9 protein-coding genes are annotated in these 12,355 nt (G+C 72.2%); 2 read left to right on the plus strand and 7 right to left on the minus strand.

From position 1 onward, the window contains the following. Positions 1-145 precede the first annotated feature (145 nt). The gene (locus tag ABZX79_RS36335) at positions 146-868 is read right to left on the minus strand and encodes a transcriptional regulator (protein ID WP_355267854.1); all 723 of its coding nucleotides are present in this window, start codon (positions 866-868) and stop codon (positions 146-148) included. Positions 869-1,100: 232 nt separating this feature from the next. Here ABZX79_RS36335 and ligA point away from each other — a divergent pair, with 232 nt between their 5' ends. Continuing rightward, positions 1,101-3,185, plus strand: coding sequence for an NAD-dependent DNA ligase LigA (ligA, locus tag ABZX79_RS36340; protein ID WP_355267857.1), 2,085 nt, complete (start codon positions 1,101-1,103; stop codon positions 3,183-3,185). A gap of 285 nt (positions 3,186-3,470) precedes the next feature. Here the strand turns inward: ligA and ABZX79_RS36345 are convergent, their stop codons facing one another. The 6 genes from ABZX79_RS36345 to ABZX79_RS36370 all read right to left on the minus strand — a co-directional run bounded on the left by ABZX79_RS36345 (position 3,471) and on the right by ABZX79_RS36370 (position 11,269). After that, positions 3,471-5,399 carry a M64 family metallopeptidase gene (locus tag ABZX79_RS36345; RefSeq protein WP_355267860.1) on the minus strand — a complete coding sequence of 643 codons (1,929 nt, stop codon included), beginning with the start codon at positions 5,397-5,399 and terminating at the stop codon, positions 3,471-3,473. 65 nt (positions 5,400-5,464) lie between these two features. Then, positions 5,465-6,694: an anhydro-N-acetylmuramic acid kinase gene (locus tag ABZX79_RS36350; protein ID WP_355267863.1), complete on the minus strand. Its 1,230-nt coding sequence runs from the start codon at positions 6,692-6,694 to the stop codon at positions 5,465-5,467. Continuing rightward, positions 6,691-8,007 carry an MFS transporter gene (locus ABZX79_RS36355; protein ID WP_355267866.1) on the minus strand — a complete coding sequence of 439 codons (1,317 nt, stop codon included), beginning with the start codon at positions 8,005-8,007 and terminating at the stop codon, positions 6,691-6,693. Before ABZX79_RS36355 ends, ABZX79_RS36350 begins: the two co-directional genes overlap by 4 nt. A 145-nt stretch (positions 8,008-8,152) precedes the next feature. Further along, complete coding sequence (locus tag ABZX79_RS36360) at positions 8,153-8,947, minus strand: hypothetical protein (RefSeq protein ID WP_355267869.1); 795 nt, start codon at positions 8,945-8,947, stop codon at positions 8,153-8,155. Beyond that, positions 8,947-10,227, minus strand: coding sequence for a VWA domain-containing protein (locus ABZX79_RS36365; protein WP_355267872.1), 1,281 nt, complete (start codon positions 10,225-10,227; stop codon positions 8,947-8,949). Before ABZX79_RS36365 ends, ABZX79_RS36360 begins: the two co-directional genes overlap by 1 nt. 628 nt (positions 10,228-10,855) lie before the next feature. Then, a complete protein-coding gene (locus tag ABZX79_RS36370) occupies positions 10,856-11,269 on the minus strand; it encodes a cupin domain-containing protein (protein WP_355267875.1) in 414 nt (137 codons plus the stop codon). Between the two features lie 52 nt (positions 11,270-11,321). Between ABZX79_RS36370 and ABZX79_RS36375 the strand changes: the two genes are divergently transcribed. Next, positions 11,322-12,299: a helix-turn-helix domain-containing protein gene (locus tag ABZX79_RS36375; protein ID WP_355267878.1), complete on the plus strand. Its 978-nt coding sequence runs from the start codon at positions 11,322-11,324 to the stop codon at positions 12,297-12,299. The last annotated feature ends 56 nt before the right edge of the window (positions 12,300-12,355 follow it).

Genomic DNA, 12,355 nt, shown 5'->3' on the forward strand with positions numbered 1-12,355 from the left:
TTCGCGGCCTTTTGGTTGTCGCCCCCGGGCCGGGCGCACCCCTTCCGGGGCCCCGCGGCGGCGCGCTGCGCGCGCCGGGTGTGGGGGGGCCGGGAGGGGCAGTCCATGCCCTCACCGGCCCACAACCGGCGTACGGCGACTCGCTTCAGCGGCCCACCGCGTTGAACGGCGGCACGTCGCCCGCCTCACCGATCAGCTCCCAGAAATGGTCGACCAGCCGGCGCAGAAACGCGGCACGCTCGGCCGCGATCTCCTTGAGGCGGGCATCGTCGTTCCGGGCCACCAGGTGGCCCATATAGCGCTCGGAGAACGCCGCGAACTCCGCGTGCATCTCACGCAGCGCGTCGCCCACCAGCGTCTCGTCGACACAGACGATCTCCGCCACCGGGGCGACATGCACCTTCCAGCGCCCGTCGATGGCCGTCCGCAGATGCCCGGCCAACTCGTCGACCCGTCCCATGATCCCGATCAGCTTCCGCAGGGAGAGCCCCAATGCGTCCACCAGGGCCCTGGTCTGGCGTGGGTCCCCGTCCCAGCGCTGCGCCGCCTCGGCGGCCCGGTACTCGGCCGCGTCCATGCCGATCCGGTACGCCAGCCGCTCCACGCTCAGCAGCTTGGCCAGCCGGTGCTCGGCCAGCGTGCGCGGTTCGATGCCCATCAGCGTGGTCGACGTACACCACAGGACATCGGCCAGGGCGAAGAGCTGGGGCTCGGACGGCACATGGGTGCCTTGCTCCCAGGCGGCGATCAGGTCGGGATGGGCCGGGGCACCGCACGCTGCCATGGAATGGGCGACCTGAGCCGTGGTCAGGCCTATCCGGGCGCGCGCGGCTCTGGCCTCTGCGGGGGAAAACGGAGTGCTGTACACGGACGAGACACCTCGCTGCACCCTGCGGGGGTTGGGCGCTTGGGGGAGACGGACGGGTGGACGAACATCCAGGAGCGGGCAGATTAACAGAAGGTCCAGTGGTACGAACGGCCGACTGTCCTTCGATATGAAGGCGATACCGCCCGGCGGCCACCGGCGGCCACCGGCGGCCACCGGCCGCCACCGGCCGCCACTGCGAGGCTCAAGGGCGTTGTCAGTGGTGGGAGGCAGGATGAAGGACATGACGAACACACCTGCCGTTCTCGCAAACACCGCCGCATACGCCGAGGCGGTCGAGACCGCGACCCGCGCGGCCGCCGCCTACTACGCCCAGGGTGACAGCGCCCTGGACGACGACGCGTACGACCGGCTGGTGCGGGCGATCGAGGGGTACGAGCAGGCGCACCCGGACGAAGTGCTGCCGGACTCCCCGACCGGGAAGGTGGCCGGTGGCGCGGCGGTCGGGGACGTGCCGCACACCGTGGCGATGCTGTCGCTGGACAATGTGTTCTCCGCCGAGCAGTTCGCCACCTGGACGGCCTCCCTGGAGCGCAGACTCGGCCGGCCGGTGGAGCAGTGGAGCGTCGAACCCAAACTCGACGGCCTCGCCATCGCCGCCCGCTACCGGCACGGCAAGCTCGTCCAGCTCATCACACGCGGGGACGGCACGGCGGGCGAGGACGTGTCCCACGCGATGGGCACCATCGTCGGCCTGCCCGGCGAGCTGACCGAGCCGGCCACCTTCGAGGTGCGCGGCGAAGTCCTCATGACAACCGCCCAGTTCGAGAAGGCGAACGCGGTGCGCACGGAGCACGGCGGCGAGCCGTTCGCCAATCCGCGCAACGGCGCGGCGGGCACGCTGCGCGCCAAGGACCGCCCGTACAGCGTGGAGATGACGTTCTTCGCGTACGGCGCCCTGCCGCTGCCCGGGTCCGGCGACCTCGGCGAAGGGCTCACGCAGTGGCCGCACAGCGAGATCCTGCGGCGGGTCGACGCGCTCGGCGTGCACACGGCGGCGGACACCGCCGTGCCGCCGCGCACGGTGGCCACGGCCGACGAGGTGCAGGCCCGGGTCGAGGAGATCGCCGCCCTGCGCTCCGAGCTGCCGTTCGGTATCGACGGGATCGTCATCAAGGCCGACTCGGCGGCCGACCAGCGCGAGGCGGGGGCGGGTTCGCGTGCGCCGCGCTGGGCCATCGCGTACAAGCTGCCCGCCGTCGAGAAAGTCACGCGGCTCGTCGCCGTGGAGTGGAACGTCGGGCGTACGGGCATCATCGCGCCGCGCGCCGTCCTCGAACCGGTGGAGATCGACGGGTCCACGGTCACGTACGCCACGCTGCACAACCCCGCCGACATCACCCGCCGCGATCTGCGCCTGGGCGACCAGGTGATGGTCTACAAGGCGGGCGACATCATTCCGCGCATCGAGGCGCCGGTCGCCCATCTGCGCACCGGCGAGGAGCAGCCGATCGCCTTCCCGGAGGCGTGCCCGCAGTGCGGTTCGGAGATCGACGCGAGCGAGCAGCGCTGGCGCTGTGTGCGGGGGCGCAACTGCCGGGTGGTGGCGTCCATCGCGTACGCCGTCGGGCGCGACCAGCTCGACATCGAGGGCCTCGGCACGACGCGCGTCGTCCAGCTCGTCGACGCGGGCCTGGTAGGCGACTTCGCCGACCTTTTCACCCTCACCCGTGAGCAACTCCTGACGCTGGACCGGATGGGGGAGACCAGCGCGGACAATCTGCTGGCCGGCATCGAGCTGGCGAGGACCCGGCCGCTGTCCCGAGTCCTGGCAGCACTCGGCGTGCGGGGCACGGGCCGCTCCATGTCCCGCCGTATCGCCCGGCACTTCGCGACGATGGACCACCTGCGGGCGGCCGACGCGGAGGCGGTGCAGCGAGTGGAGGGCATCGGCGTGGAGAAGGCGCCGGTGATCGTGGCCGAGCTGGCGGAACTGGGGCCGCTGATCGGCAAGCTCGTCGCCGCCGGGGTGAACATGACGGAGCCGGGGGCGACGCCGCCGGCTCCGGAGGAGGATGCGGAGGTGGCCGCCGGGCCCGCGGGGCCGCTCGACGGCATGACGGTCGTCGTCACCGGTGCGATGACCGGTCCTCTGGAGAAGCTGAGCCGCAACCAGATGAACGAGGTCATCGAGCGCGCGGGCGGCAAGGCGTCGTCGAGCGTCTCGAAGCGCACGGCGCTGGTGGTGGCGGGCGAGAACGCGGGCTCGAAGCGCGCGAAGGCGGAGGATCTCGGCGTACGCATCGCCACCCCGGACGAGTTCGCGGCCATGGTGGCGGACGCGCTGCCGGATGCCTAGGGCGGCGCGGCCGGGGTGGGCGCGGGTGGCGCCTGCGGCGGGCTCTTCCCCGACCCGCCCCTTCCCGCTGTGACATTTTTGTGGCTCCGCCGCGTGAGGGGCGCTGCCCCAGACCCCGGTCCTCAAACGCCGGACGGGCTGGGGTGGCGGGGGTGGGTACGTGGGGCGCTGCCCCAGACTCCGCTCCTCAATCGCCGGAGGGGCTCCATGGGAGCCCGTCCGGCGTTTGAGGACACGCCCGGAGGGCGTCCGGGGGTCTGGGGGATCCGGATCCGCCCCCTTTCCCTACTGGCCCGGAGGGATCAGCGTTGCGCGGAACGCCTTTGCCGGGGCTACGTTGCCCGCCGAATCGATCGTGCGGTACTCGACCGTGTGCGGGCCGTACTCCGGTGTCGCGTCGTCCCACGGCACGACCCGCGGCGTGCCGAGCTTGCCGTAGACGAGGTCGTCGATGACCGTGCCGCCCGGCGTGAACCGGAACGGCGCGTTCGCGTCCGTCGGCCAGCCGAAGTACGTGTACCAGCCGTCGCCGTCGACCCGGAACTGCGTGACCACGTAGCCGTCCTGATCGTCGCGGGCCATGAGCTTCATCGTGAACGGACCGTCGTAGACGTACTCCACCGGCTTCCCGGCCCGCCGCACCGTCCGCAGTGGTTCGGACAGTTCGTAAGCCGCCGTGGCGGGCGTCGCGTCCACCGTCCAGGCCAGCGTTCGGTCCGTACCGACGATGCGGGCCTCAAGGGTGTGGTCGCCGCCGCGCAGCGGCAGCTCGCCCAGGTCCAGGTCGCGGTCGTTGCCGGGGTTGCGGACCGGCCGCCCGTCCAAGGTCCACCGCACCTGCGGGGCCTCGCGGCCCGCCGGATGCGTCGTGTCGGCGTACACGACCGATTCCGCGCCCACCGGCGCACCGGTGTCGGTGTGACCGGTGAACTCCGGCGCCGCGGACAACGGTTGTGCCGGGGTGGTGACGGACGCGTCCACCGTCCAGGTGACGGTGCGGGTCAGCGCCGCCGAAGCGCGGATCTTCGGGTCCCGTACGAACGGAGTCGGGTCCGAGACGGTCGCCGTGAGGGTGTGGCGGCGGCCCCCGGTGAGGCCGAGCCGTCGCAGGTCCAGGCTGCGCGCGCCCGCCGTCCCGTCCACCTTCCGGCCGTCCAGCCGCCACACGGTGTCGAGTTCCCCGCCCACCGGATGCAGGGTGTCGACCCACACCGTCCGGTCGTCGCCGATCGCCGCGTCGTTCGGGGTGTGGCCCTGCACCAGGTCCACCTTGGCGGAGATCGCCTGCGTCATGACCTCCCGCTGCACCTGGTCGAAGGCGTACCCGAGGGTCTTCATCATCGAGTGCTTGCTCGGCCGCCAGACACCCTTCGTCTGGTACATGCCGCCCTCGTGGCGACCGATGACGCCGCCGGAGTCGCTGCGCTCGCCCAGCCAGCGCCACCACTTGCGCTGCTGGGTGCGCATCTCGTCCTCGGTGAGCAGCGTGTGGTGCGCGGAGCTCGGCTGGCCGCCCTCGTACGCTCCGCCGGGGACGCCCCGCGCGTAGTAGTCGTACTCGTCCTGGAGCTTGCCCAGTGAGTGGCCGATCTCGTGCGGGGTGATGAGCGAGGAGAGCGCGTTGCCGCCGGACCCCGTGGCGAAGGTGCCGCCCGCACCGCCGTACGTCGCGCTGTTGGCAAGCCCGACGATCTGCCGGTTCGAGCTCTTCGAGCCGGGGATCAGATCGGCCAGCGCCGTCGCCGCCGTCGAGTCGATCGACAGCAGGCGCTGCACACTCGCCGGGTTGCAGCCGCCCCAGAAGCCCATGTCCAGCGCGGTGTCGCGGCGCGGCGCGTCCAGGCCGGGATCGCAGTCGACGCCCGACTCGGCGCTCGGCACTTCCACCGCCCACACGTTGATGTACGAACGGTAGGAGGCGAACGGCTCCATGCTCCACAGCACATTGATGTGCTTGTCGACATCGGCACGGAAGGCGGCCATGTCGCCGGCGGTGTAGCCGTCACCGAGGACGACGAGATTGAACCGCTTGTCGGCCGGGCCCGTCTGCTGGACGGGCACCACCTTCGCGCTCGCGGTTACCGGGTGCGGCGCTGCCGATGTGGCCGCCGTCGCCCCTGTGGCGGCTGTGGCCGGTGGTGTGGTGCCTAGGGCGCCGGCTGCCAGAAGTGTCCCCGCCACCGCGAGAAGCGCGGGTCTGTTCAGAAGTCTCATGGTGCTGCACCCTCCGTCTGCCGTACGACTGGTGATCACGCGGTGGCGGGAGCGTACGGGTGCGTTCAACGTCCAGTAAAGGGGACGGAGTTGTCCGTGGCCGAGATGGTGAGCCGGGCGGGCGCCCCCGCCACCGGCTCCGGCAGGCGCAGGCCGGGCCCGCCGGGCGTGATCGAGCCGAGGACACTCGGGCGTCGGGCGCCGGTGCAGGAAGGGACCGTGCCGGGCAGGCCGTGCGCGGTCAGCCAGCCCAGGACCGCGAAGGCGTACGCCTCCTTGGCCGCCGACGGCAGCCCCAGCTCGTCCGACGTCCGCAGCGGTACACCAACGCCGAGCTCTTCCCTCAGCCACTCCATCAGCACCGAATTGCGCGTACCCCCGCCCGACGCGATCACCTCCGTCGCCCCGAAAGGCCGGATGGCGTCGGCCACGGTCCGCGCCGTGAGCCGGGTCAGCGTGGCCACGACGTCCGATGCCGGCAGCGGCCCGAAGCCGGCCAGCGCCGCGCGCAGGTAGGGCAGATGGAAGAGCTCCTTGCCCGTCGTCTTGGGCGCGGGCCTCGCGTAGTACGGCTCCTCCAGCAGCCGTCGCAGCAGCGGCCGGTGGACAGTTCCGCGGGCGGCCAAGGCACCCTCGGCGTCGTACGCCGCACCCGTGAGCTCCCGCACCGCAGCGTCGATCAGCGCGTTGGCGGGCCCGGTGTCGAAAGCCAGAGGTTCGCCGCGTGACGAACCGTCCGCTGACGAACCGTCCCCCGCCACCGTGACGTTGCCGATCCCGCCGAGGTTCAGTGCGACAGGCACACCCGGCCGCCCGCGCAGCCACATGACGTCGACGATGCTCACCAGCGGCGCGCCCTGGCCCCCGGCGGCGACATCGCGCGTACGGAAGCCGGATACGACGGGGCGGCCCGTCGCCTCGGCGATCCAAGCCGGCTCGCCGATCTGGAACGTGCCGTGCACCCGCCCACCCTCGGCCCAGTGGTAGACGGTCTGCCCGTGCGAGGCGATCAAGTCGGCCCGGCAACCGCACAGTTCGCGGTCGGCCAGCACCGCGGCGTCGGCGAAGGCCTGCCCGATGCGCGTGTCGAGCCGGCACACGGCGGCCAGGGTCGTCCCGGCGGGCGGCAGCGCCTCGGCCAGCGCCGCCCGCAGCTCCTCGCCGTACACCGCGCTGATCATGCCGAGCGGCGTGAGTACCAGGGTGCCCCCGTCGAGGGTGAGGTCGGCGGCAGCGGCGTCGATGGCGTCGTACGACGTGCCGGACATCAGCCCGATCACTCGAAGGCTGCTCACCGCAGTGCCCGCTTGTGGTCGTCGCCGCGCAGCGTCAGCAGCGCCAGGACGCTGACCGCGCACGTCACCGCCGCGTAATAGGCGGGGATGTCGACGTCGCCGGTCCGCTTGACGACCTCGGTGATGATGAGCCCCGCGCAGCCGGAGAACACGGCATTGGACAGCGAGTACGCCAGTCCCAGCCCCGTGTAGCGCACCGTCGTCGGGAACATCTCGGCCAGCATCGCGGGCCCCGGCCCCGCCATCAGCCCGACGGCCGCCCCCGCACCGAAGAGCGCCGCCCCCTTCGCGTACGTCGATACGCCCGCGTCCTGCACCAGATTCAGCAGCGGCAGCGCGAGCACGGCGACCAGCAGCGCACCGGTCAGCATCACCGTGCGCCGCCCGAGCCGGTCGCTGACCAGGCCGGCGGGCAGGATCGACGCCGCGAAGCCGAGGTTGGCCAGGACGGTCGCGATCAGCGCCTCCTGGAACGTCGCGTTCAGCGTGCTCTGGAGGTACGAGGGGAGGACCACCAGGAACGTGTAACCGGCCGCGGACCACCCCATCACCCGCCCGGCACCCAGCGCGATCGCCCTGGCCGTCCCGCCGGCGGGTGGCGGCCGTACGGGCGTGCTCTTCTCGACGACGGCCGCCGCGAAGGCGGGCGTCTCGTCCAGGCGCAGCCGCAGCCACAGCGCGACGAGCCCGAGCGGCAACGTCAGCAGGAAGGGCACCCGCCAGCCCCACCCGTTCAGCTGCGACTCGGTCAGTACGGTCGCGAGGAGAGCCGCCATCCCGGCGCCCGCGAGCAGCCCGAGCGCCACCGTGAACGACTGCCATGCCCCGTACCGCCCCCGTCGGCCCGGCGGCGCGAACTCCGTCATGATCGACACGGCGCCGCCGAACTCCCCGCCCGCCGACAGCCCTTGCAGGATCCGCAGCAGCGTCAGCAGCCACGGCGCTGCCGCACCGATGGAGGCGTACGTCGGAAGTAGACCGATCAGCGTCGTGGCGCCGGTCATCAGACAGATCACCAGGATCAGCGTCGGCCGGCGGCCGATCCGGTCACCGAGCCGCCCGAACACGGCGGCCCCGACGGGCCGGAAGAAGAACGCCAGGGCGAAGGACGCGTACGTCTTGATGAGCCCTTCTACGTCGCTGCCGCCCTCGGGGGTGAAGAAGTGCGCGGCGATGATGGTGGCGAAGTAGCCGTAGACGCCGAACTCGTACCACTCGATGAAGTTGCCGACGGACCCCGCAACCAGCGCCCGGCGTGAGCGGACCGGTGGGGCGGCTGTCGCGGGGCCTGGACCATGGACGGGAGCGGTCATGAGGCAAGCGTGCGGACCGGGTAGCCGCACCACAAGTGCCTTGCGCCACCTGCCGTACGCCCCACCCCGGGACGGCAGCCGGCCCCGCCCGCGAAGGCGGGACAGGGCCGGCTGTGTTGCTGTTCTCCGTGCGGCGCGCGAGCGCTCAGACGCCCGGCGGGACGCGCGAGGGCCGCCCCGAGCCGCGCGTCATGCTGTACCCCGCGATGGCCGCGGCGGCCGCGAGGACGCCCCCGCCCGCTGTCCAGAGCCAGCGCGACGACCACCAGCCGGACGAGAAGCGGTCGGCGGCGGCCTCCGCCACGGCCGCGTCGGACGCACCGGGCACCAGCGGGACGGAGAGCGTGCCGTCCACCGCCCGCGAACCGCCCGCGTCCCTCACCGATGCCACGACCTCCGCGCGCACCGGCAGACCGAGGTCCTCCTGCGGCAGGTCGACGACCGTCAGCCGTACGTAGTAACTCCCCGGCAGCGGGTCGTTCGCCCACGGCTCGGCCCAGGCCCTGACCGTACGCAGCGTGCAGGACACGGTGACCGACGCGGCCTCCTTCGGTGCCGCCTTGGCCTGGCTGCCGTAGACGCAGGCCTGTCGCCGGCGCAGTCCGTCGTACACGTCGAGCTGCCAGGTCGCCGCGCCGTGGCGGGCGGCGGCCTCCGGCAGCTTCACCGTGGCCTTCACGGTGGCGGTACGCCCCGCGTCGGCGTCGAAGACCCAGTAGAGGTAATCACCGGTGGACGCGTCGGCCGTGGCCGGCTGGTCCTGCCGGATCTGCGTCGCCGTACGGAAGGTGGTGCCCGCCTCGGTCGGCGGGGCCTCTTCCTCGCCGCCCTGACTGGTGCCCGGTGATGGCGTCGAGTCCGCGAGGACAGGGGCTGCCGTACCGAAGAGCGCGGCACCCGCCAGCACAACACCGCTCAGCACACGTGTCGTCGTACGCATCAGTTGGTCCTCCATACGGCGAAGCGCCAGCGCGAGATCCAGCCCCACAGGAGACCGGCGAGCAGGCCGGTCAGCGCGAGTAGGCCGAGCAGCCACCAGCCGTGGCCGAGGCCGAAGGACGCGACGTCCGACGGCTCGTCGGGGCCGTCCACCACGTCGATGGTCAGCTCGACGGGCAGGCCCGGCGTGGTCTTGACGGACGCGGGGGCGGAGAAGGAGTTGCTGACCTGGAGGCATACGCTCTCCGCCGCCGGCCTCACCTCGTCGGCCGTGTCGTCGTCCAGTGGTGCCTTCGGGTAGCGCAGGCCGGTCGAGATGACGTCCGTACGCCCGTCGCCCGCCTCCGAGCCGCGCACGATCTCCCTGCCGTTGGTCGTCACCGCGCGCAGGAGTACGCCGTAGTCGCGGTCGACGGCGCGGTCGGCGCCGATGCTGACCGAGGCCCGCAGCTCCTGGCCGGGCAGTACGTCCACCCGGTACCAGCGGTGCTCTGAGAAACTCTCGCGGTCGGTGTAGAGACCGGCCTTGAGCTGCGGCGCGTCTGCGCACCGGTCCGCGCCCTTCGTCGCCACCGGATTGACTACGGGGTCGGCGGCGCGGTCCACCAACTGCTTGACGCGGCCGGACAGTTCGTCGGTGTGCTGTACGGCGGTGTACGTGCCGCCGGTGGCCTCCGCGATGCACGTCAGCTGCTGGCGGATCTTCGCGTTCGGGACCAGGCCGAGCGTATCGACGACCAGGTGGGTGCCCTTCGCGGCGATCTCGCGGGCGACCTCGCACGGGTCGAGGGGGCCGCAGGTGTCCTCGCCGTCGGTGATGAGGACGATCCTGCGGGTGCCGTCACCGCCTTCGAGGTCGTCGGCCGCGCCGAGGAGGGCGGGGCCGATGGGGGTCCAGCCGGTGGGGGCGAGCGTGGCGACGGCGGTCTTCGCCTCGGTCCGGTCCAGCGGGCCGACCGGGTAGAGCTGCCTGGTGTCCTTGCAGCCGGTCTTGCGGTCGTCGCCGGGGTAGTCGGCGCCGAGGGTTCGTATGCCGAGCTGGACCTCGGCCGGTACTGCGTCGAGTACGTCGTTGAACGCCTGCTTGGCGGCGGCCATCCGGGACTGGCCGTCGATGTCCTTGGCCCGCATCGAACCGCTGACGTCGAGGACGAGTTCGACCTTGGGGGCGTCGGGGGAGTCCGGTTCCCCGGCGGCAGCGGGGCCGGCCGGGAGGAGGCCGGTGGCCAGGGCGACGAGCAGGGCGAAAGCCCCGGCCGCCAGCCGTTTTCTTGTGATCATCGCCGGATCCTATTGAAGATCGGCTCCGGCCCCCAACAGCGGGTTCTTTCCCCTACCCGCCCCTTCCCGAAACCGGGGCGCTGCCCCAGACCCCGGTCCTCAAACGCCGGACGGGCTGGGGTCGCCGGGGGGTTGCTGGGGCGCTGGCCTGAGCCTCGGTTCTCAAGCGCCGGACGGGCTGGGGTCGCCGGGGGGTTGCTGGGGCGCTGGCCTGAGCCTCGGTTCTCAAGCGCCGGACGGGCTGGGGTCGCCGGGGGGTTGTTGGGGCGCTGGCCCGAGCCTCGGTCCTCAAGCGCCGGACGGGCTGAGGTTGCCGGGGGGTTGTTGGGGCGCTGGCCCGAGCCTCGGTCCTCAAGCGCCGGACGGGCTGAAGGTGCCGGGGGTTGCTGGGGCTCCGCCCCAGACCCCGGTCCTCAAGCGCCGGAGGGGCTGGAGGGGTGGGGCGGCTCACCGAGCCAGGGGCTCCGCCCCGGCTCGAGGTTGCCGCGCTCTGAGTGTTCAGCTCAGCGAAATCCAGCCCGTCCGGCGTTTGAGGACACGCCCGTAGGGCGTCTGTGTTGTCTGGGGGCTGGGGGCCTGCCCCCCTTTGCGGGAAGGGGCGGGTAGGGGAAAGGAAAGGTCTGGTCCGTCAGAGCGCGTGACCCGTGGTCGCGTCCACATGGGGCGGGACCGGGTCGTGGCTGTCGCCCACCGTCGACGTGCCCGACGGCTCGAACACCAGAATCGACGCCCCGTCCGCCGCCGACGGCTTGTGCCAGACGCCGCGCGGCACGACGTACACCGAACCGGTCGCCAGCACCACGGACCGCTCCACGCCGCCCTCGCGCAGCGCGATGGTCAGCTCCCCGTCCAGGACCTGGAAGAACTCGTCCGTGTCCTCGTGTACGTGCCAGACGTGCTCGCCCGCGACCTTCGCCACGCGCACGTCGTAGTCGTTCACCCGGGTCACGATGCGCGGGCTCCACAGCGCGTCGAAGGAGCCGAGGGCGTCGGTCAGTGCGATGGGTTCGTGCTGCTTGCTCTGCTCGTGCGTCGTCGTCATGACCTCACCTTCGCCCCTCGCGCCGCGCCTCCGCGAGTGCTAGAAATCGCACATGACGCAAGGATCCTCGCACCGCGTCGTCGTGATCGTCGACGAGAACTCCAACCCCTTCGAGCTCAGCTGCGCGATCGAAGTCTTCGGACTGCGGCGCAAGGCCGAACTCGGCCGTGAGCTTTACGACTTCGCCCTCTGTTCTCCAGAGCCCCGCACTCTCATGCGAGACGGATTCTTCACGCTCACGGGAGTCGCGGGGCTGGAGGCGGCCGACACCGCGGACACCCTCATCGTGCCCAACCGGCCGGACACCGACGTGCCGCGCCGCCCCGCCGTGCTGGACGCCGTCCGCCGCGCGCACCAGCGCGGCGCGCGGCTGGTGGGGTTCTGCAGCGGCGCCTTCACGATGGCCGAGGCAGGCGTGCTCGATGGCCGCCGCGCCACCGCGCACTGGCAGTGGGCGGACGCCTTCCGTGCGCGCTTCCCCGCCGTCCGGCTCGAACCGGACGTGCTGTTCGTCGACGACGGCGACATCCTCACCGCGGCGGGCAGCGCCGCCGCGCTCGACCTCGGGCTGCACCTGGTCCGTCGCGACCACGGCGTGGAGGCCGCCGTCTCCGTCAGCCGCCGCCTCGTCTTCGCCGTCCACCGCGACGGCGGCCAGCGCCAGTTCGTCGAGCACCCGATTCCCTCTCCCGCCTCCTCCGCCGACACCTCCCTCGGCCCCCTCCTGGAGTGGGCCAGGGGGCGGCTCGGCACCCCGCTGACCGTCGCCGGCCTCGCCGCCCGCGCCGCTGTCAGCCCCGCGACCCTGCACCGCAGATTCCGCGCCCAGCTCGGCACCACGCCCCTGGCCTGGCTCACCGCCGAACGCGTCGCGCTCGCCTGCCGCTTGATGGAACGCGGCGATCCCGCCGTCGAATCCGTCGCACGGGCGAGCGGACTCGGTACGGCCGCCAACCTCCGCACCCAGCTCCGCCGCCGCACCGGACTCACCCCCAGCGCCTACCGCGAACGGTTCGCACCGGGCGCCTGAACCGGCCGGAATTCACCGGCTCGCAATACATTGCGGACACATTCCAGGATGCGGAC

It is taken from the genome of Streptomyces sp. NPDC002994, from assembly GCF_040611155.1.
Taxonomy (GTDB): Bacteria; Actinomycetota; Actinomycetes; order Streptomycetales; family Streptomycetaceae; genus Streptomyces.

Bases quoted from the DNA above. Each gene is read 5' to 3' on its own strand.
- ABZX79_RS36370 (WP_355267875.1), bottom strand. From the start codon at position 11,269: ATGACGACGACGCACGAGCAGAGCAAGCAGCACGAACCCATCGCACTG.
- ABZX79_RS36365 (WP_355267872.1), bottom strand. From the start codon at position 10,227: ATGATCACAAGAAAACGGCTGGCGGCCGGGGCTTTCGCCCTGCTCGTC.
- ligA (WP_355267857.1), top strand. From the start codon at position 1,101: ATGAAGGACATGACGAACACACCTGCCGTTCTCGCAAACACCGCCGCA.
- ABZX79_RS36360 (WP_355267869.1), bottom strand. From the start codon at position 8,947: ATGCGTACGACGACACGTGTGCTGAGCGGTGTTGTGCTGGCGGGTGCC.
- ABZX79_RS36355 (WP_355267866.1), bottom strand. From the start codon at position 8,007: ATGACCGCTCCCGTCCATGGTCCAGGCCCCGCGACAGCCGCCCCACCG.
- ABZX79_RS36345 (WP_355267860.1), bottom strand. From the start codon at position 5,399: ATGAGACTTCTGAACAGACCCGCGCTTCTCGCGGTGGCGGGGACACTT.
- ABZX79_RS36375 (WP_355267878.1), top strand. From the start codon at position 11,322: ATGACGCAAGGATCCTCGCACCGCGTCGTCGTGATCGTCGACGAGAAC.